The sequence below is a fragment of the Mesorhizobium sp. HAY1-8B genome, from assembly GCF_056868045.1.
This window is the reverse complement of sequence record NZ_CP200321.1, coordinates 6,399,418-6,418,120: the sequence shown is the minus strand read 5'-3', so window position 1 is coordinate 6,418,120 and position 18,703 is coordinate 6,399,418. Positions and strand designations below refer to the sequence as shown.

The 18,703-nt window shown below is 62.5% G+C and carries 17 protein-coding genes; 6 read left to right on the top strand and 11 right to left on the bottom strand.

Annotated features, from left to right (window positions below):
- Positions 1-37: 37 nt before the first annotated feature.
- The 8 genes from AC1VON_RS30875 to AC1VON_RS30840 all read right to left on the bottom strand — a co-directional run bounded on the left by AC1VON_RS30875 (position 38) and on the right by AC1VON_RS30840 (position 10,538).
- Positions 38-1,717, bottom strand: coding sequence for a formate--tetrahydrofolate ligase (locus AC1VON_RS30875; RefSeq protein WP_483125946.1), 1,680 nt, complete (start codon positions 1,715-1,717; stop codon positions 38-40).
- Between the two features lie 393 nt (positions 1,718-2,110).
- Entirely contained in the window at positions 2,111-3,235 is a 1,125-nt protein-coding gene (locus AC1VON_RS30870; RefSeq protein WP_483125945.1) for a DUF2333 family protein, read from the bottom strand.
- Positions 3,236-3,338: 103 nt separating this feature from the next.
- Complete coding sequence (locus AC1VON_RS30865; protein ID WP_483125944.1) at positions 3,339-4,643, bottom strand: DUF6638 family protein; 1,305 nt, start codon at positions 4,641-4,643, stop codon at positions 3,339-3,341.
- 9 nt (positions 4,644-4,652) lie between these two features.
- Positions 4,653-6,563 (bottom strand): AAA family ATPase, encoded by a 1,911-nt coding sequence (locus tag AC1VON_RS30860; RefSeq protein WP_483125943.1) that lies wholly within the window; start codon positions 6,561-6,563, stop codon positions 4,653-4,655.
- Between the two features lie 24 nt (positions 6,564-6,587).
- Positions 6,588-7,733 carry a hypothetical protein gene (locus AC1VON_RS30855; protein WP_483125942.1) on the bottom strand — a complete coding sequence of 382 codons (1,146 nt, stop codon included), beginning with the start codon at positions 7,731-7,733 and terminating at the stop codon, positions 6,588-6,590.
- A gap of 40 nt (positions 7,734-7,773) precedes the next feature.
- The gene (locus tag AC1VON_RS30850; RefSeq protein WP_172348912.1) at positions 7,774-8,862 is read right to left on the bottom strand and encodes a hypothetical protein; all 1,089 of its coding nucleotides are present in this window, start codon (positions 8,860-8,862) and stop codon (positions 7,774-7,776) included.
- A gap of 309 nt (positions 8,863-9,171) precedes the next feature.
- Positions 9,172-9,561, bottom strand: coding sequence for a c-type cytochrome (locus AC1VON_RS30845; protein ID WP_172348913.1), 390 nt, complete (start codon positions 9,559-9,561; stop codon positions 9,172-9,174).
- Positions 9,562-9,680: 119 nt separating this feature from the next.
- Positions 9,681-10,538, bottom strand: coding sequence for a LysR substrate-binding domain-containing protein (locus AC1VON_RS30840; protein ID WP_172348914.1), 858 nt, complete (start codon positions 10,536-10,538; stop codon positions 9,681-9,683).
- 98 nt (positions 10,539-10,636) lie between these two features.
- On the opposite strand from AC1VON_RS30840, the gene AC1VON_RS30835 reads away from it, so the two are divergent.
- Complete coding sequence (locus AC1VON_RS30835) at positions 10,637-11,533, top strand: DMT family transporter (protein WP_172348915.1); 897 nt, start codon at positions 10,637-10,639, stop codon at positions 11,531-11,533.
- Between the two features lie 22 nt (positions 11,534-11,555).
- Here the strand turns inward: AC1VON_RS30835 and AC1VON_RS30830 are convergent, their stop codons facing one another.
- The gene (locus AC1VON_RS30830; RefSeq protein ID WP_140771487.1) at positions 11,556-12,167 is read right to left on the bottom strand and encodes a thymidine kinase; all 612 of its coding nucleotides are present in this window, start codon (positions 12,165-12,167) and stop codon (positions 11,556-11,558) included.
- Between the two features lie 420 nt (positions 12,168-12,587).
- Here AC1VON_RS30830 and AC1VON_RS30825 point away from each other — a divergent pair, with 420 nt between their 5' ends.
- The 3 genes from AC1VON_RS30825 (at position 12,588) to choV (ending at position 15,693) form a co-directional block, all read left to right on the top strand.
- On the top strand, positions 12,588-13,523 hold the full coding sequence (locus AC1VON_RS30825) for a choline ABC transporter substrate-binding protein (RefSeq protein ID WP_172348916.1): 936 nt from the start codon (positions 12,588-12,590) through the stop codon (positions 13,521-13,523).
- A gap of 137 nt (positions 13,524-13,660) precedes the next feature.
- Positions 13,661-14,515 carry a choline ABC transporter permease subunit gene (gene choW / locus AC1VON_RS30820; RefSeq protein WP_140771483.1) on the top strand — a complete coding sequence of 285 codons (855 nt, stop codon included), beginning with the start codon at positions 13,661-13,663 and terminating at the stop codon, positions 14,513-14,515.
- Entirely contained in the window at positions 14,512-15,693 is a 1,182-nt protein-coding gene (gene choV / locus AC1VON_RS30815) for a choline ABC transporter ATP-binding protein (protein WP_172348917.1), read from the top strand. Before choW ends, choV begins: the two co-directional genes overlap by 4 nt.
- A gap of 34 nt (positions 15,694-15,727) precedes the next feature.
- On the opposite strand, the gene AC1VON_RS30810 is transcribed toward choV, so the two are convergent.
- Both AC1VON_RS30810 and AC1VON_RS30805 read right to left on the bottom strand, forming a co-directional pair.
- A complete protein-coding gene (locus tag AC1VON_RS30810) occupies positions 15,728-17,137 on the bottom strand; it encodes an ATP-binding protein (protein WP_483125941.1) in 1,410 nt (469 codons plus the stop codon).
- The gene (locus AC1VON_RS30805; RefSeq protein WP_172348919.1) at positions 17,134-17,850 is read right to left on the bottom strand and encodes a response regulator; all 717 of its coding nucleotides are present in this window, start codon (positions 17,848-17,850) and stop codon (positions 17,134-17,136) included. The genes AC1VON_RS30810 and AC1VON_RS30805 overlap by 4 nt, the downstream gene beginning before the upstream one ends.
- 271 nt (positions 17,851-18,121) lie before the next feature.
- Between AC1VON_RS30805 and AC1VON_RS30800 the strand changes: the two genes are divergently transcribed.
- Positions 18,122-18,421, top strand: a complete 300-nt coding sequence (locus tag AC1VON_RS30800; RefSeq protein WP_115142115.1) for a hypothetical protein — start codon at positions 18,122-18,124, stop codon at positions 18,419-18,421.
- A gap of 36 nt (positions 18,422-18,457) precedes the next feature.
- Positions 18,458-18,697, top strand: coding sequence for a hypothetical protein (locus tag AC1VON_RS30795; RefSeq protein ID WP_172348920.1), 240 nt, complete (start codon positions 18,458-18,460; stop codon positions 18,695-18,697).
- Positions 18,698-18,703: the final 6 nt, after the last annotated feature.

Genomic DNA, 18,703 nt, shown 5'->3' with positions numbered 1-18,703 from the left:
CGCTGCGGCGCCCTTTGCCATTTGGAATTGAAAGATCTTAGAACAAGCCTTCAATCTGGCCGGCTTCGTTGAGGAAGATCTTTTCAGAGGACGGTGCCTTGGGCAGGCCGGGCATGGTCATGACCTCGCCGCAGATGATGACGACGAAGCCCGCACCCGCCGAAAGCCTGACCTCACGCACCGGCACGGTGTGGCCGGTCGGCGCGCCGCGCAGGTTCGGGTCGGTCGAGAAGGAGTACTGGGTCTTGGCCATGCAGACCGGCAGATTGCCGTAGCCGGCGTCTTCCCAGGCCTTGAGCTGGTCGCGCACCGACTTGTCGGCGATCGCCTCCGAGCCGCGATAGATGCGCTGGACGATGGTGTTGATCTTCTCGAACAGCGGCATGGCGTCGGGATAGAGTGGCGCGAATTGCGAGGCGCCGGATTCGGCCAGCGCCACCACCTTGTTGGCGAGGTCCTCGATGCCGGCCGAGCCCTTGGCCCAGTGCTTGCACAGGATCGCCTCTTCGCCCATCGAGGCGACATAGTCCTTCATCGCCTGGATTTCGGCGTCGGTGTCGGAATAGAAGTGGTTGATGGCGACCACAGCCGGCACGCCGAACTGGCGGATGTTCTCAATGTGGCGGCCGAGGTTGGTGCAGCCTTTCTTCACCGCCTCGACGTTTTCCTTGCCGAGGTCTTCCTTCTTGACGCCGCCATTCATCTTCATGGCGCGCACGGTGGCGACGATGACCGCCGCCGCCGGCTTGAGGCCGGCCTTGCGGCACTTGATGTCAAAGAACTTTTCAGCACCCAGGTCGGCGCCGAAGCCGGCTTCGGTGACGACATAGTCCGCCAATTTCAATGCCGTCGTGGTGGCGACGACCGAGTTGCAGCCATGGGCGATGTTGGCGAACGGGCCACCATGGACGAAGGCCGGGTTGTTCTCCAGCGTCTGCACCAGATTGGGCTGCATGGCGTCCTTCAGAAGCACGGCCATGGCGCCGTCGGCCTTGAGGTCGCGGGCATAGACCGGCGACTTGTCGCGGCGATAGGCGACGATGATGTCGCCGAGACGCTTTTCCAGATCCTTGAGGTCGGTGGCAAGGCACAGGATCGCCATCACTTCCGAAGCGACGGTGATGTCGAAGCCGGCCTCGCGCGGGAAACCGTTGGCGACGCCGCCGAGCGAGCAGATGATTTCGCGCAGCGCCCGGTCGTTCATGTCCATGACGCGACGCCACACCACGCGGCGGGTGTCGATGCCGAGCTCATTGCCCCAGTAGATGTGGTTGTCGATCAGCGCCGAAAGCAGATTGTGCGCCGTTGTGATGGCGTGGAAGTCGCCGGTGAAATGGAGGTTCATGTCTTCCATCGGCACCACCTGCGCGTAGCCGCCGCCGGCGGCACCGCCCTTGACGCCGAAATTCGGGCCAAGCGAGGCCTCGCGGATACAGACGATCGCCTTCTTGCCGATGCGGTTGAGGCCGTCGCCGAGGCCGACCGTGGTGGTGGTCTTGCCTTCGCCGGCCGGGGTCGGGTTGATGGCGGTGACCAGGATCAGCTTGCCGTCCTTGTTGCCCTTCACCGACTTTATGAACTCGGCCGATATTTTGGCCTTGTCGTGGCCATAGGGGAGCAGGTGCTCGGTCGGGATGCCGATCTTCTGGCCGATCTCCTGGATCTGCTTTTTCTTGGCGGCGCGCGCGATCTCGATGTCGGACTTCACTTCGGCCATGACGGCTTTCCTCTGGATTGGACGGTGGAGGGGACGGGGTTGATCTCTATCGCAAGCAGGTTGGAACCGGGAGCGCGGGCATGTTCTAACCCTGTCGCTGCCGTGGCGTCAACTTTCATGCAACTATGTTTCCTATAGAGAAAATTCCTCTGCGGTCGGCCGACCTGCTCTCGGTTCTTTCTGGCTCCGCTTGCCGCGCCGTATAGAAGCCAGAGCAGGGGCGCTTCCGCCGTCTCAAAACAGCCGCACAATGCACGGAATGCGACAGAAGCGACGGCGCAAATTCGCCATCGCCGGGCTAAAGCGCTTCGCGCTTCAGCCTTTTGTCTTGTGCATGTCGTTCTCCCAAAACCGGGACCACTTTCGGGTGACATGCACTGCGGCTGGCGAACGCTACTGCGTCAGCACGTTGCTGATTTCGACCATGTTGGAGCGCACGCGCAGGATGTAGAAGCCCATCGTCGTCAGATGCGTCGGCAGCAGCCAGCCATCCTCGCGGCCATTGGCGATGATGAAGGGCTGGATGCGCAGGGCCGAGACGAATTGCGCGTCCATCGTGTCCCACAGGCTCTGCAGGTGTTTTTCCTTGATGACGTCCTCGAAATCGGCCTGGGCGCCTTTCATCAGCCCGTAATAGGCATAGAGCTGGCCGTAGGCGAACCAGTAACGGTCGTCGGCGCGGGTGTCGAACCAGCCATTGTTGTGGTTCTCGGCGCGCTCCTTGAGGATGGCGGAAGTCGAGCCGATATCCGACGCGATGCGGTCGATATACTGCTTCAGATTGTCGGCGCGGGCATCGAAAGTGGCCTGGCAGGTGGCGAGGCGAGCGTTGAACGAGCGCAGCTTGCGCACGGCGTCACGATAATAGCTCGGCGTCGGCGTCTTCGGACCGAACGGGCTCACGCCGAAATACCAGGTGTATTCGTCGAATTGCAGATTGCCGCGCGCGTCCTGCAGGTCGGCATCGATCTGCGAGGTCGTGCGCACGCGGCCGAGATTGTCGGCAAGCTCGGTCGCCGTGCGCCGCACCGCCTGGTTGATGCCACGTTGGAAAGAGGCCTTGTTGTCCATCCACGGCGTGTTGTCCCAGTCGATGCCGAACAGGCCAAGCTTGTAGAGGATCATCGACGAGATCCAGGCATTCTGGTTGACATTGAAGTCGGTCAGGTCCGCCGCCACCTGGGCAATGCCCGAGTTGCCGCAAGTCTTGGCCGTGTCGGTGCCGGTGCCCGCGGCCACCTGCTCACCGGCGGAAACGTTGCGCTTCTCGAAAGTGTAGGTGTCCGGATAGTTGGGGTTGAAATTGTTCCACCACTGGGTGGCGTAGAAGAAGTTGGCGTAGAGGCCGATCAGGACCAGCAGAGCCAGGCCGACCACAGCCTTGAGGATCCAGCCGCGCTGCGCATACCAGCGTCCGGCCCACAGGAACGGCCACAGGATGACGCCGATCAAAAGGCCGATGCCACGGCCGATCCATTGGAAAATCCGGGTGAAGAAATTGACGATCGGATCGAGCATGGCTGTGTCACCCCTCAGCATGATGCCAAAAAGTCGCAGACTTCTTGGATAACATCATGCGCCAAAACAATAAGTCAGAACGAAATGACGGGTTCATTTCGTTCTAGTCAGTCAGGCCGTAGAGGCGTGTGCGAAACGCCACCTTGTCCTTCAAATATGTGGTTTTCAGAACGTCCACAACATGCGATCGCCAAGCGTCGCTGAAGCCGTCATAGTCCTTGTAGAAGCCCTGCTTGTTGAAGATGTAGCGCGAGACGAAGTCGGTCGGCACGAAATCCGAGATCAGCCGGTTGGTCAGCCAGGCGTCGGGATGGTCCGGCTTGGCGCGGATCACCAGGAAGCGCTGCTGCGGGAACACATCCTCGATCTTGAGATGGCCAAGCTGGGCGATTTCCCGCTTGGCGGCGTTGAGGAAGGGAAAGTTGCCGTCCTTGGTGATCAGGTCGGCATGGCCCTGGATCCAGGTCTGCAGCCAGACCTTGTCGACATCGGTCAGATTGCGGTTCGGCTCGGCGTCGCGAATCAGCGCACGCACCACCATCTCGGCGCGGTGCTCGAGATAGCCCGACGCCTCGATCCAGGAGGCGCGCGGCAGCTCGATGCGGCCGGTCGAGGCCAGGAACTTGAACACCTTGTCGGCGTCGTTGATCGAGAGGTAGCTGACCTGCCACGGCCGCGAGCGGCGGAAGCCGGGGGCTGCCGGATCGCTGATCACCGTCGTCATGTCGGGATCGACGAAGACGTAGAGGCCGCCGAAATGGCTGGTCCAGTAGGCATTGTGGCGGAAGATCACCTGGTCGGGCACCAGCGCGTTCTCGCGGATATCGCCGCAAACCTTCGCCAGGTCCACCATGCGGGTCAGCATGGCATTGTCGCGCCAGGCGTCCGGCTCCTGCCTCAGCCGGTCGACCAGCTTGCCGAGTTCGGCGGCCTTGCCCAGCACATCCTCCGCCGACAGCACCTTGAACTCGACCTGGTTGATCGACAGCAAGTCCTCGATGTCGTTGACCTTGGGAACGGAGTCCTCGATCTCGCCGTAGATGACGTCCTTGATGGTCAGCGCGTCGATGGCGCGCTGGTTCTTGGACATGAACTCGAACATCAGCTGCGAGGTGTTGGAGAAGGCTGTGTGCACCACCGGCAGGTCGATCTGCGACGGCGTCAGGATGATGAAGCGGCGATTGACCTCGTTGGGGTCGAGATAGTCGTAATCACCGCACTCGTCAGCGATCTCGGGCGAGAAGCCGGTGCGGTCGATCTGGAAACTCTTGAGATTGGTCGGCTTGAGGCCGAAGGCGGCAAGCGCCTTGTTGTAGCGCTGGATGAGATGCGGCTCGTCGACGGTGAGCAGCCGGCCGTAGATCAGCTCGTTGTCGCGAAGCAGGTCGGGTTTTTTGGCGGAGGTCATTGCGTACCTTTAGGCATTCCAACTGCCCTTCTTTTTCATCTCCTCCATCTCGCGTGCCGCCCTCTCGCGCAGGCGGGCGTCGCGCAGCAGCTTCTCCACGGCTGCGTCGTCGGATTTGTCGGAATAGCGGAACTCGCTGTCGGCGTAGCGGTTGATCTCCTGCATGACCATGTCCATCGAGAACGGACCGCGCAGTTCCTCGATCATCGCTTTCTTCTCGTCGTAGCCCTTGTGCATGAAGGCTTCCGGCTTCTCGAACCAGTCGTCGGGAAGCTCGATGTCCATGGCGCGCATCTTGATGGCGTCGGTGACGTTCTTGATGGCGCGGCCGGTGAAGCGGGGCTCGGCATCCTTGATCAGGTGCAGGTAGGTGCCGATGTCGGCCATCGTCTTGGGCGCGCCATTTTCCTTCATGTAACGCTCATAGACCTTCATCAGCCCGTCTTCCTGCGGCTTCTCGTGCTCTTCATAAGCCTCGGTAACGGCGCGCTGGATCTCCTGCGCGGCGTAGAGTTCATGATCGCCGAGCGGTATCTTGTGGTTCTTGCCGGCGAGCAGAACGAAGATGTCGATATAGTCGTCGCGGGTCTGCGGGCCGTCGACCAGCCAGCGGGCGCCAGCGCGCTGGCGCAGCGCATCATCGACGTTTTCGGGATAGTTGGAGAACATGCCGAACGAGCAGTTGCCGCGCACCACTGTAGCCGCGCCGGCGAAGGCGTCCATCAAGACGCCGGTGATCTCCTGCTGGCCGGCCGAGGCGCGGTCGTCGGAGCGGCGCGCCGCCACCTGGTCGATGTCGTCGATGGTGCCGAAGCCGATGACGCGCGGGTTCAAGACATTGTTGATGAACTGCCGGCAGTTCTGGCCTGACTTGCCCTGGTAGGACGAAATCTGGTCGACGCCGAAATTCTCATAGGCGAAGGGATAGCCGGCGACTTGGCAGTAGCCGTTGACGAGGCCGGCGATCATCTGGATCAGCGTCGTCTTGCCGGTGCCGGGCGCGCCGTCGCCGATGAAGGTGAACAGGAAGCCGCCGAGCTCGACGAACGGGTTCAGTTCGCGCTCGAAATCATAGGCCATCAGCATCTTGGCGAGCTTGACCGACTGGTACTTGGCGATGTGGTTGCCGACGACCTCTTCCGGCTTCTTGAAGGTCATCACCAGCGGCTTGGAGCGCTTGCCGGGCGCGACGTCGAAACCGTCGAGGGTGAAGTCATCCGCATCGATGCGGATATGGGCGTTCTCGAACGGGCCGATGCCGTCGAAACGGCCTTTGCGCACCAGCAACCCGTCGATGGCGACGCGGGCGAAGGCGCGTGTCCGCGTCATCAGGTCGGCATCGTCCTTCGAGCCCGCTATCGCCTTGTCGAGACCGGCGAGGATCGACTTCACCGCATCCTGCGGCGTGTCGAAGAGAAAATCCGGCTCGGGGATGTCGTTGGGCGCCTCACCGTCGCTGTCGATAAGCTGGAACAGGTAGGAGGCGAGGCTGAAAGCCGAGATATAGGCCGAGGCCGACAGAAGTTTCTTGAAGGCCGACGCCTCGTCGCCCTCGAGCGGGGCGCGGGTGTTTTTCGCCTGCAGGCTTTCGAGGTCCGAGCCTTCGGCGAAGATATTCGATATGGCGAGCGCGATTGCCGTGCCGCGCCGGGCACGAAACAAAAGCGTGTGCTGCGGGATGGTGAGCAGCTGGTCGTCGGGATGGACGGCGCCGACCGTCTTCGACAGCTCGACCTCGCGCGTGCGGCGCACCGAGCCGACCGAGACGGTGGAGACGAAGCGGCGGTTGGTACCGGCCAATGCCGTGCCGGATTCGCGCGAGGGATCCTCCAGCACGACGATGCGGGTGATGAAGCTCTGCGCGGTGGCGCGGTGCTTCTCGATCGCCGCTTCCGGGATGGTGGTCAGGCCGGTGTCCATGAAGGATGCTCCGTGGTGTTACGGTCAGACGTCTGAAATGACCTGTCCGTTGGACAGGATGTGGACCTTGTAGCCGCCAAAGATCTTCTGTGCCTCGCCGGCGGCGTAGAGCGCCTGGTAGGCCTCGTGCGGGATCAGCGCGTGATTTTCGTAACTCGACACGCCCTGGCCGGCGGCTTCCAGGTCATCGGTGTTGATGAAGAATTCCTGCGTCGTCTTCTCGCTGGAAAACAGCCCCTTGCGGCCGGGCTTCTCGCCCTTGGAATAGACCTCCTGGATGGTCCAGGTCAGCAGCCAGGCGTTTTCCGGTTTGCGCACCTTGGCCAGCACCTCGGTCACCGTCGAATTGTTGTCGGTAATGCCCGCTGAATAAAAGGGGCCGAGCACGACACGGCGCAACTGCTTGGGGTGCAGGGGCTCGAAATCCTTGTCGAGATTGACCGCGATCGTCGCCGGCGACAGCGTGTAGGCGGAATTCTTCTCGGTGAAATCGTCGAAACGGTGCGCAAGCTCCGGATTGAGCAGCCCATCGACCGGCAGGGGGATGTCGACCTTTTCGTTGAGCTTGCCGTCCCGGTCGACGAGCTGGCGGATCATGCTTTCAGAAGAATCCTCCACCGTCACCATGTAGACCAGCGGCAGGTTGGCGCTGCCGTCGAAGGTCGCCCAATGGACGAGATAATAGGGCCGTGCCGTCTTCGGATTGACCGAGACCTTGGCGGTCTGCGCCAGCGTGAAGGGACCGAAGGTCTGCTCGCTCTTGACGTCCTCGAGGTAGAGCCGCTCGGCCATCGACTTCTGCAACGCTTCGGGGAATTCCTTGTGGCGCAGGATGAAGTCGGCCATCTCCTCGCGCAGTTCGCCGGCCAGCGGGATGTTGGCAAGGCGCGCATCAGCCTGCCGGCGGTCGTTCTCCAGTTCGAGCAGGTTCTGGAACACCGGGAAACCGCTTTCGGCGCGCGAAATACGAAACGTGTCCATGAAGCCCAGCCGGTTGCGCCAGCAGGAGAAGGACTTGTCGAGCCGGGCGATATATTCGGCAACGATCTTGGCGACGATGCCGTGCCGGTAGAGCGGCGAGCGGTCGTCGCGCATGAACACTTCAAGGCCGCTGAGCGCGGCCGTTATTGCCGAGAAATACCGCGCCGCCGCGTCGTTTTCGGGGGTCATGCTGTCAGCCCTGGGATTGTCGCACCGGTGCGCGCGGCAATTATGACTGCACGTAGTTGGCCGAATTGTGCTTCTTCAGCACTTCATCGAAGCGGCGGGCAAAGGCGTCGTCGGCCAGCTTCTTGCGGCGCTGGATATCGGCGCTGGCGACCATGTTCTTCTCGTGCATCTCGAGCAGGTCGCCAATATGCTTCTGCGAGGCGGCACCGATGCCGGCCATGGTTTCTTCCGCCGTGTTGTCGACCTGGCTACCCAGCGTGTTGATCTTGTGGGCGACGTCCTGCTGGGCCGCCGTCTTCAGCGAATCTTCCAGCGCCTTGTAGAGCACGATGCGCTGCTCCGTATCGATGGTCAGCTTGTTGATCAGCGTCGACTGCGCGGCGATCTGGTTGTTGAGCGAATCGACGAAGGTCTGGAACATCGAGGTATAGCGCTCCAGCGTCTGGCTCTCGGCCAGCAGTTCCTGCTCCTTGGCCTGCTTCTCATTGTATTCGGTGGCGAGCTTGGAGCGTTCGCCCTCGAGCTGCGTGCGATCCTTTTGGCTGGTCGAGGCGGCGATCTTGTTCTCGATATCGAGCAGCATCGGGTTGAGTTCCTCGATGCGCTTCTGCACGGCTTCGAGGTTGGTCATGGTGGTCTTGCGGCGCTCGATCACCTGCGACAGGCTGGTCTCGGAAGTCTTGTAGCGCTGGTCGAGAATCTCTTTCTGCGCCTTCAGGATGCCGACGATCGTGTCGGACTTGGCGAGAAGTTCCTGCAGATTGCCGGCCAGCGACATGTTGCGCACGCGGTCGGTGCGCAGGCGCTGTTTGCGCTGGCTGGAGAAGACGCCGACGAAGTTTTCCCAGCCGGTATAGTTCTTCATGCTCTCGAACTCGGCGCCAAAGACGTTGGTGGCGTCCTCAAGGCCGATGATCAGGTCGGCGATGTTGCCTTCCATCACCTTCTGCTGCTTCAGCACATCCTCGATGCGGGCGTTCTCGATGTCGAAATTGGCGTCGCCGATCTTCTTGTCCGCGGTGGCCAGTGTGTCGAGCACGGTGCCGGACTGCTCGATCTTGGTTCGCATGTCCTGGACGACCTGCTTGGTCTTGGCAATTTCGGCGTCGAAATTCTGCAATGTCGCCATAGGGGCCTCCCGCTTCGGCTTCCGGTCGCTGGTTGCGAACAGCGGCGAATATATGTGGGGCTTCCGGGGATTGAAAGACGTGAAGACAAGGGTCGCATGAAAACAAAAGAATCCGCCAAGGCCTTGAAAGACAATGCAGGTGGGGTCATGGCGTGACTAGCCGGTCCGCCGGAACTGGTTCAACTGTCATTGAACTTTCATGCCGGCAAAACAGTCAGCCTCCGCCGACGCGGAAATCCTGAATTCGGGAGGGGATTGAACCTGTTGCAGGCAAACAGATCGGCGCGGCCGCGCCGCCCCGGCGTGCACTCAGGGCTTCGGATCGGCCTTCAGATAGGCAATGACATTGGCGATGTCGTCGTCATTTGTCAGGCCGCCAAAAGCCATTTTGTTGCCAGGAACCTTGAGCTTGGGAGCCTTGAGATATTCGGCAAGATTTGCCTCGTCCCAGACGAGGCCGGCAGCGCCGGCACTCTTCATCGCTTCGGAATAATGGCCAAGGAAGCTCTCGGCTGTACCGGCGGTGCGGCCGACGACACCCATGAGATGCGGGCCGACCTTGTCGCGGTCGCTGGCCGCTTCATGGCAGGCGATGCACCGGTTGAAGACGTGCTTGCCCTGCACGGGGTCGCCGCCGGCATGGGCGGCAATGGAGGTGGCAAGCAGAAGAAGACTGGCTGTGGAAACGGCTCGAAGCATGGCTGACCCCGAAGAGCTTGGCTGACGGCCTTATAGGACCGAGGCCTTAACAAACGCTGCATCGCGGCGGGTTGGCAAGGCGGATCTCCGGACGATCTCCCCGCGACCGGACGATGACCTCAGGCCTGCTGCGCCAGATCGCGGCGCAGGAAGTCGTGCAGCCGATCGACCGCCGGCGTCGTCGACAGCGGGTTGCGCAGGATGCCGATTTCGAGATCCGGCAGTACTGGAAGCCCTTCATTGCCGCCGATGATGCGCAGCGATGGCGGCACGCTGCGCTGCGCCAAACCGGCGACCGCCAGACCGGCCTGCACGACCGCGACCAGGCCCAGCAGCGAGGCGCTGGAATAGGTGCAACGGTAGGCGCGATCGGCATCGCCAAGCGCCTGCAGGACACTCATCCTGGCAGCGCAGCCCGGCTCGAACAACGCGACGGGCAAGGGATCGGTCTGCCAGGCAACGTGGTTGGGCGAGGCGACCCAGACGAAGCGTTCCAGCCGGATCACGTCAAGCGGCTGCTCCGGCAGCCGGGTGACGATCGCCAGATCGAGCCGCCCTTCCGCCAGGGTTTTCACCAGTGCGGTCGACTGTTCGCAGATCAGTTCCACCGTCACCAGCGGGTGGTCCGCGGCGAAGCGTGACAGGACGGGTGGCAGCAGGAACGCAGCATAATCGTCCGGCACGCCGAGGCGCACGCTGCCTGTCTCCTTTGGCCGGGTGACGCTCGCCCATGCCTCATCCGACAATTTCAGCAGCCGGCGCGCATAAATCACGAAATCCTCGCCGATCGCGTTGGGCGTGACGGTTCGGGGACCGCGCACCAGAAGCTGGTTGCCGACCATCTCCTCCAGCCGCTGCATCTGCATGCTGACGGCTGACTGGCTGCGGCCAACCCGCGGTGCCGCGTTGGACAGGCTGCCGCTCTCGACGACGGCGACAAAGGTTTTCAAGAGGTTGAGGTCAAGCGGAGCGGCCATGGTGCTATCAGCATATCGAATAGCTTGTTCCAAATCTATTCGCTTGTTTGAAAGCTATATTGCTGGCCAGATGGGTGTCGTGCGCTCGAGGAACGTCGATGAAGGATCTGTCAACTTCCCGTTTTCCTGCCGCGAGCCTCGCCTTTGCGATGACGATCGCCGGCACGGTCGGCGCCTTCGTCACGGAATCGGGATTGCATCCCGTCACCGTCGTCTTCTGGCGATGCGTGTTCGGCGCGGCGTTCCTCGGCGCGTGGTGCCTTCTGCGTGGCTATCTGCCGGACCGCACCCTGTCCTTGTCCCGCCTCGCGCTGGCAGCGCTTGCCGGGGCCTGCATGGTGCTGAGCTGGACGGCCTTCTTCGCCGGCTTCGCCATGACGTCGATCGCCACGACGACGATCGTCTATCACGTCCAACCCTTCTTCGTGGTTATCATCGGGGTGGTCTTCCTGAAGGAGCGTATCTCGCTTGACCAGATGCTGTGGATGCTCGGCGCGTTCCTTGGCGTCGTGCTGGCCAGCGGGCTGGTGGTCTCGCATGCGCAAGCCAGCACGGGATGGGCGCTGGGCATCGCACTGACGCTGGTCGCCGCGCTGCTCTATGCGGTGGCGACGATCCTTGCCAAGGGTCTGGGCCAGCAACGCGCCGAGGTCACCGTGCTTTGCCAGACGATCGTCGGGATTGTCATGCTCGCGCCCTTCGCCGGGATCGGCCAGCATGTTCCCGCGCATTCATGGGGCTGGCTGGTCAGCATTGGCGTGCTGCACACCGGTATCGCCTATGTGCTGATGAACTCGGCCTTTCCGCGCCTGACGACGCCGGTGATAGGCATCATCACCTTCATCTATCCGGTCGTTGCCATCATCATCGACTGGGCGATCTACGGGCATCCGCTTGGGCCGGCACAGGCCGCCGGCATGGTACTGATCGCCGTGGCGACGCTTGGTGTCCGGTTGGGCTGGCGGTTTCCGCGCTGGCGTGTCTCGGCGGCCTGACGCGGATCGCAGGGAAGCGTGTTCAGGGTTCCATGAAGCCGATGAAATCGTCGGGCGCGGCGCGGCCCATTTCTTCCTCCCAGTGGCGACGGCAGAGCGAGACATAGACGTCCTTGCCGATCGCCACCTGGTCGCCCTGGCGGGCAACCTTGCCGTCGGCGCCGAGGCGCACGACCATCGTTGCCTTGCGGCCGCAGCGGCAGATGGTGCGCACCTCGCGCAGGTCGTCGGCGATCGCCAGCAGCGCACGCGAGCCGGAAAACAGCTTGCCCTGGAAATCGGTGCGCAGGCCGTAGCACATCACCGGGATGTTCAGCCGGTCGGCTATGCGGGCCAATTGCCAGACCTGCTCTTCCTCGAGGAACTGCGCCTCGTCGACGAAGACGCAATGCACCGTCGTGTGGTCGTGATGCTCGGCGACGCGGGCGAACAGGTCGTCGCCATCGCGAAACATCTCGGCTTCCGTCTCCAGCCCGATGCGCGACGAGATCAGGCCACTGTCGCCCTTGCGGTAGTGGCCGGCGACGAACAGCATGGTGGTCATGCCGCGTTCGCGATAATTGTACGATGCCTGCAGCAACATCGTCGTCTTGCCGGCATTCATCGTTGCGTAGTTGAAGTAGAGCTTGGCCATGCCGCCCTTTACGGTCTGTTGATATTCAGGTGATGCCGGCCTGCAAATGGCGGCGCCCTGCGCTTCCGGTGCTCACGTACCCAAACGTACGCTCCGCTCCGGTTCTCGGACCCCACCATTTTCGTCTCGGCCTGACCTGAATCTAAACAGACCTTAAGCCGAGTTGCCTCCACGCGGGGAGGGGTCGCCAACGCATTCCCCTGAAAAAGCCGGCTCGCCTCCAAAAAAGACGCCAAGCCTCTTAAAAAACACTTGGCACGATAAAAGCGTCAACCGTGTCGCTGATTGGCCAGTCCGCGCCGTTGATCGTGATTGCCTTGACGCTTGAATCCAAAACAGAATGGTGTTTGGCTGACGAAACAAGGCGGGCAGAGAAACCGTAACTACGCTTCGCCAAAGAATCACAATGGGAGACTGTCTATGTCGCGTATGAATTCCTTCGTCGCCGGCCTCGGGCTGGCGGCTTTGTTGTCCACGAGCGCCGCCTTCGCCGGTGACGCCGAAAGCTGCAAGACCGTGCGTCTTTCCGATGTCGGCTGGACCGACATCCAGGCCACCACCGGGCTCGCCTCGGTGCTGCTCACGGCGCTCGGCTACGAGCCGAAGGTGATCCAGCTGTCAGTGCCGGTGACCATGGCTTCGCTCAAGAACAAGGACCTCGACGTCTTCCTCGGCAACTGGATGCCGTCGATGACCAACGACATCAAGGACTACACCGCCGATGGTTCGGTCGAGACCATCAGCACGAACCTGACCGGTGCAGGCTACGGCATCGTCGTGCCGACCTATGTCGCGGACGCCGGCGTCAAGTCGCTGACCGACCTTGGCAAGTTCAAGGACAAGTTCAACGGCAAGATCTACGGCATCGAGGCCGGCAATGACGGCAACCGCATCATCCTCGACATGATCAAGAACCCGAAGGACAATCTCGAGGGCTTCGAGCTGGTCGAATCCTCGGAGGCCGGCATGCTGACCCAGGCCGAGCAGTCGATGAAGAACAATGAGTGGATCGCCTTCCTCGGCTGGACGCCGCATCCGGTGATGGGCGCCATGAAGATCACCTATCTGGACGGCATGGGCGACAGCGGCTTCGGCGCCGCCACCGTGTTCACCAATGTGCGCAAGGGCTACACCACCGAATGCCCGAATGCCGGCAAGTTCATCGCCAACCTCAAGTTCAATCTGGACATGGAAGGCCAGATGATGGACGCGATCCTCAAGGGCGGCGACGCCCAGGCGGTTGCCACCGACTGGCTGAAGAAGAACCCGGACGCGATCGCGCCCTGGATCGCCGGCGTGACCACCTTCGACGGCGGCGATGCGGCAGCGGCCATCAAGACCGCCCTCGGAAGCTGAGCCGACTTTGCATCCGGCATGACCGGATGAAGATGGGCAGCCGTTTAACAAAGGGCTGCCCTTTTTCACATCCTGTGACAAGATGACGTTGCGACAGCACGGGGCCGAAGGCAGAGCTCCGGTGGAAGAGGGGTGAGATGGATCCGATTTCCAAATTCATGGTCGATCACAAGATCCCGATCGGGGCCTGGGGAAAGTCCTTTTTCGGTTTCCTGACCGACAATTTCGACACCATCTTCAGGGCCTTCTCCAACGGCTTGAATTTCATCCTCGATGGGCTGGTCGACCTCCTGCTGATGGTGCCGCCGGTGCTGCTGGCGCTGGTCATCGCTGTCATCGCCTGGCTGCTGCAACGCTCGCGGCCGCTCGCCATAGGGGTCTTTCTCGGCCTGATCTTCATCATCAACCAGAACCTTTGGAAGCAGACGGTGCAGACACTGGTGCTGGTCGTCGCCGCCGCCGCCATGGCCATGGCCATCGGCGTGCCGCTTGGCATCTGGGCGGCGCACAAGCCGAAGGTCTACCGCGTCATGCTGCCGGTGCTCGATCTGATGCAGACGCTGCCGACCTTCGTCTACCTGATCCCGGTGTTGACCCTGTTCGGTCTCGGCAACGCGCCCGGCCTCATCGTCACCATCATCTTCGTCATCCCGACCGCGGTCCGGCTCACGCATCTCGGCGTCGTCTCGGTGCCGAAGTCGATCATCGAGGCCGGCGAGGCGTTCGGCGCGACCAAAAGGCAGCTTCTGTGGAAGGTGGAACTGCCCTCGGCGCTGCCGACGATCATGGCGGGATTGACGCAGTCGATCATGCTGTCGCTGTCGATGGTGGTGTTCGCCGCCCTTATCGGCGCCGGCGGCCTGGGCACCGAAATCAACCGCGCGCTCGGCTCGCGTCGCATCGACCTCGGACTTGAAGCGGGCCTGGCGATCGTCGTGCTGGCCATCGTGCTCGACCGAATGACCCGCATTGGCGTTGGAGGCAAGAAATGACCGTCGCCGTCGATTTCAAGAACGTCGATATCGTCTTCGGCGCCGACCAGGCCGGTTCGCTGGCGATGATCGACAAGGGCGCCACGCGCGCCGAAATCCTCGAAAAGACCGGCAATGTGCTGGGCTGCGCCGACGCCAGCTTGACGGTGCATGAGGGTGAAATCTCGGTGCTGATGGGCCTGTCGGGCTCCGGCAAGTCGACGCTGCTCAGGGCCGTCAACCGGCTCAACGTGGTGTCGCGCGGCCAGGTTCTGGTCAAGGACGGCGACAAGATTGTCGACGTGGTCACTTGCGACGAGTCGACCTTGCGGCGCTTGCGCCAGAAGCAGGTGGCGATGGTCTTCCAGCAGTTCGGCCTGCTGCCATGGCGCACGGTCGAGGAAAATGTCGGGCTTGGCCTCGAACTTGCCGGCGTGCCCGAAGCCGAACGCAAGGAACGCGTGCACAAGCAGCTCAAGCTGGTCAATCTCGACCAGTGGTCGAAGAAATACGCGCATGAACTGTCGGGCGGCATGCAGCAGCGCGTCGGTCTCGCCCGCGCCTTCGCCACCGAGGCGCCGATCCTGTTGATGGACGAGCCGTTCTCGGCGCTCGATCCGCTGATCCGCACCAAGCTGCAGGATGAATTGCTGCAGCTGCAGGCCGAGTTGAAGAAGACCATCATCTTCGTCAGCCATGACCTCGAGGAGGCGCTGAAGATCGGCAGCCACATCACCATCATGGAGGGCGGGCGTATCGTCCAGACCGGCGCGCCGGAGGACATCGTGCTGCGGCCCGCCAACGACTATGTCCGAGACTTCATCGCCAATGTGAACCCGCTCTCGGTGCTCACCGCCTGGAACGTGATGCGCGACCGCCGCGACCTTGAAGAAGGCAAGGACGGCTGGGTGTGGCTCGACCGGCGCAAGACGACGCGCTTCAAGATCGACGAGCACGGGCTGGTGGCGGCGGCCGAGCGCGACGGCAAGCCGGCGGTGTGGGTATCTTGCGCCGATGTCGAGGCCCAGCCGGAGGAAGCGGCGCAAGTCTTCTGGGCCACCCCCGGCACGTCGCTGAAAACCGTGATGCTGGCCATGCACCGCTCGCAGACGGCACCGGTGGCGCTGTTCGACGATCAGTCGCGCTTCGTCGGCGCCATCGGCATCCGCGACGTGCTGAGCGCGGTGTTGCGGCGGTAGGCGCCTCGCAAGCTCCTGTTTTGACGCAATTCCGTCAGGCCGCCAGCGGCAGGCGCAGCTCCGTCAGCAATCCGCCGTCCGGATGATTGGACAGGCGGATCTCGCCGCCGGCGGCGCGCGCGATGTTGCGGGCAATGGTGAGGCCCAGCCCAAGGCCGCCGGTCTGGCGGTTGCGGGACTGTTCAAGGCGCACGAAGGAGCCGAACACGGCATCGATCTGGGCCTGCGGTATACCGGGCCCCTCGTCGCGGATGGTGAGCGTGATCGTGCCGTCCGAGCGGTGCAGGCTGAGATGCGCCTTCTTGCCGTAGGTGACGGCATTCTGCACCAGATTGGTGACGCAGCGCCTGAGCGCGACCGGCCGTGCGATGCAGATCAGGCCGCGCGAACGGGTATCGTCATTGTCGAACGACACCTCCGGATAAGGGTCGGCGATCGATTCCACGAGCGACCAGAAGTCGATGCGCTCGGTCTTTTCCTCGTTCACCTCGAAGGTGGCGAAGTCGATCACCGAACTGGCGATGCTCTCGACATCGGCAAGGTCGTGCGCCAGCGCCTCGCGAACCGCCGATTTTCGCAACAGTTCCAGCCGCAGCCGCATGCGCGTCATCGGCGTGCGCAGGTCGTGCGCCAATGCGGCGGCAAGATGCTCGCGGTCCTCGACATACTCGCGCAGCCTGGCCTGCATGGCGTTGATTGCTCTCGCGGCAGCCTGAACCTCGCGGCTGCCGCTCTCGGCGATCGGCGGGCTCTTCAGATCCTTGCCGATCCTGTTCACGGCTGTTTCCATCATCCGGTAGGGCGCGGTCAGCCGGCGCAGCGACCAGATCGACATGATCACCACCAGCCCGGCGATCAGCGCATAGAGCGGCAGGCTGTCGAAGCTCAGGATCGGGCCAATCGGCGTGATCGGCTCGGTGAAGTTCAGCCACTGGCCGTCGGCGAAGCGCAAGGAGGCCGTCAGCTTGTCGCTCTGGGCGAAATCGGCGGCGAGCACCAGGAGGTCGCGCTCCACCTGGCCGATATCGGGGCCGGATGCGGTGCCGCTGGCGTCGTCGGCCTCGCGTGTCGCCGGATCGCGCCGCACGCGCGCATCGGTGATGCCGAACTTCGACAGCCGGCCTACGAGAATGTCCTCGAGTTCGGCCAGCTCGTCGTCGCCGGCGATCGAGGACGTGACGGCGGGCGTGTCCGAGACGGTAAGGGCGTAAGTCGAGTTGAACAGGCCTGCCGCGGTTGCCTTGCGCTCCTCGGGCGTGGCGCCGCTCATCAGCTGCACCAGCGAGAAGGCGCGGTCGTTGAGACGATAGAGATCGACCACGTCGTTGGCGGCGGCGCGGTCGCGCGAGACGATATAGAGGGTCGCGACCTGGCTGATCAAAAGCCCGGCAATGACGATCAGCAGCACCCAGGCAGGCAAGGTCTGCGGCAGGAGACGTCTCATTCGGAGGTCGTCTCGGGCAGGAACTGGTAGCCGCCGCTGCGCACCGTCAGGATCAGCTTGGGCGTTTTGGGGTCATCTTCCATCTTGCGCCGCAGCCGGCTGACGAGGATGTCGATGCTGCGGTCGAAGGAATAGTCGCTGTCGCCACCGGACAGTTCGATGAGCTGGTCGCGGGTCAGCACGCGCTGGGCGCTCTTGACGAAGGTCTGCAGCAGGTTGAATTCGGCCATGGTCAGTTCGACCCTGACATCGTCGGGCGCGGTCAGCCGTCGCCGCGAACAGTCCATCGTCCAGCCGGCGAAACGATAGATCTGCTTGGTCGCGGCGCGTTTCGGCTCGGCGGCACCATTGCGCCGCAGCACGGCGCGGATCCGGGCCAGGAGTTCGCGCGGATCGAAGGGCTTGGGCACATAGTCGTCGGCGCCCATCTCCAGGCCGACCACGCGGTCGGTGGTCTCGGTGACGGCGGTCAGCATGATGATCGGCGTCGTGTACTGGGCGCGCAGGTCGCGGCACAATTCCAGCCCGCTCTTGCCGGGCAGCATCACGTCGAGGACGATGAGGTCCACCTGCGAGCGGCGCAGGATGGTCTCCATCTCGATGCCGTCGGCGGCAACCGAAGTGTGCAGGCCCCGCTTCTGGAAGAACTCCTGAAGCAGGTCGCGGATGCCCTTGTCGTCGTCGACGATCAGTATGTGTGCGTCGGATTTCACGAGGTACCCTGTCCCGGTTGCCGGCCAAGCCATTCCTGGCAGGTGAGCCACACGATAGAATTCGGGCCATATGTTGGCCAGTGCCTTGGATTTCAAGGGAGAACGAATTCCGCCTTCTCCACATGGAAAGCGGTGGGGGCCCGGCAGACACAATCCAGAAACAAAATTCTACAATCGGGAAAAACTCCTGAAAAGGTAAGGCGGCATAACGGTGCCGTGGCGGTCAGATTACCGGCTGCGACGCAAAATCTCCGGGTTCACGGAAAAACCGATGCCAAGGTTGTCGATCAGTTTGTTGGGTGCGTTGCTGGGCCTTGGCCTGGTCACTGCCGCTGTTGGACAATCGGATGCAAAGGCGCCGCTCACCCGGAGCGAACGGTGCGCCAATCTCAGCCACCAATTTGATGAAGCCCTCGAAACCCACGCCACGGCAACGCAGGTCACCGCGGCAAAGGCACTTCAGAGAAAGGGCAACCGGTACTGCGCCGCCAAGAAACAGGCACAGGGCATCCGGATGCTCGCCAATGCTTTGAAGCTGCTTGGAGTGGCACCGAACGACCCGGTCCAGTGACACTCAAATCGACCCGCATAAAAAGGAAATGAAGCCATGAAAAAGTCCATCCTGTCCGCCACCGGTCTCGCCGTTGCCCTGGCTTTCGCGATGCCCGCTCTCGGCAACGCCGCTGCCACCACGACCGCTGCTCCGGCGGCCTCGACCACGACGACCACCACCGCTCCGGCTGCTGACGCTACCGCCAAGCCCCCGGTGAAGAAGGTCAAGCACAAGAAGGCTCCTGCCAAGAAGACCGTGAAGAAGGCCAAGGCCAAGGATGCTCCGAAGGCCTGATCCAGG

Bases quoted from the DNA above. Each gene is read 5' to 3' on its own strand.
- AC1VON_RS30800 (WP_115142115.1), top strand. From the start codon at position 18,122: ATGCCAAGGTTGTCGATCAGTTTGTTGGGTGCGTTGCTGGGCCTTGGC.
- AC1VON_RS30830 (WP_140771487.1), bottom strand. From the start codon at position 12,167: ATGGCCAAGCTCTACTTCAACTACGCAACGATGAATGCCGGCAAGACG.
- AC1VON_RS30860 (WP_483125943.1), bottom strand. From the start codon at position 6,563: ATGGACACCGGCCTGACCACCATCCCGGAAGCGGCGATCGAGAAGCAC.
- AC1VON_RS30825 (WP_172348916.1), top strand. From the start codon at position 12,588: ATGTCGCGTATGAATTCCTTCGTCGCCGGCCTCGGGCTGGCGGCTTTG.
- AC1VON_RS30835 (WP_172348915.1), top strand. From the start codon at position 10,637: ATGAAGGATCTGTCAACTTCCCGTTTTCCTGCCGCGAGCCTCGCCTTT.
- AC1VON_RS30850 (WP_172348912.1), bottom strand. From the start codon at position 8,862: ATGGCGACATTGCAGAATTTCGACGCCGAAATTGCCAAGACCAAGCAG.
- AC1VON_RS30795 (WP_172348920.1), top strand. From the start codon at position 18,458: ATGAAAAAGTCCATCCTGTCCGCCACCGGTCTCGCCGTTGCCCTGGCT.
- AC1VON_RS30870 (WP_483125945.1), bottom strand. From the start codon at position 3,235: ATGCTCGATCCGATCGTCAATTTCTTCACCCGGATTTTCCAATGGATC.
- AC1VON_RS30845 (WP_172348913.1), bottom strand. From the start codon at position 9,561: ATGCTTCGAGCCGTTTCCACAGCCAGTCTTCTTCTGCTTGCCACCTCC.
- AC1VON_RS30810 (WP_483125941.1), bottom strand. From the start codon at position 17,137: ATGAGACGTCTCCTGCCGCAGACCTTGCCTGCCTGGGTGCTGCTGATC.
- AC1VON_RS30840 (WP_172348914.1), bottom strand. From the start codon at position 10,538: ATGGCCGCTCCGCTTGACCTCAACCTCTTGAAAACCTTTGTCGCCGTC.
- AC1VON_RS30865 (WP_483125944.1), bottom strand. From the start codon at position 4,643: ATGACCTCCGCCAAAAAACCCGACCTGCTTCGCGACAACGAGCTGATC.
- choV (WP_172348917.1), top strand. From the start codon at position 14,512: ATGACCGTCGCCGTCGATTTCAAGAACGTCGATATCGTCTTCGGCGCC.
- choW (WP_140771483.1), top strand. From the start codon at position 13,661: ATGGATCCGATTTCCAAATTCATGGTCGATCACAAGATCCCGATCGGG.
- AC1VON_RS30875 (WP_483125946.1), bottom strand. From the start codon at position 1,717: ATGGCCGAAGTGAAGTCCGACATCGAGATCGCGCGCGCCGCCAAGAAA.
- AC1VON_RS30855 (WP_483125942.1), bottom strand. From the start codon at position 7,733: ATGACCCCCGAAAACGACGCGGCGGCGCGGTATTTCTCGGCAATAACG.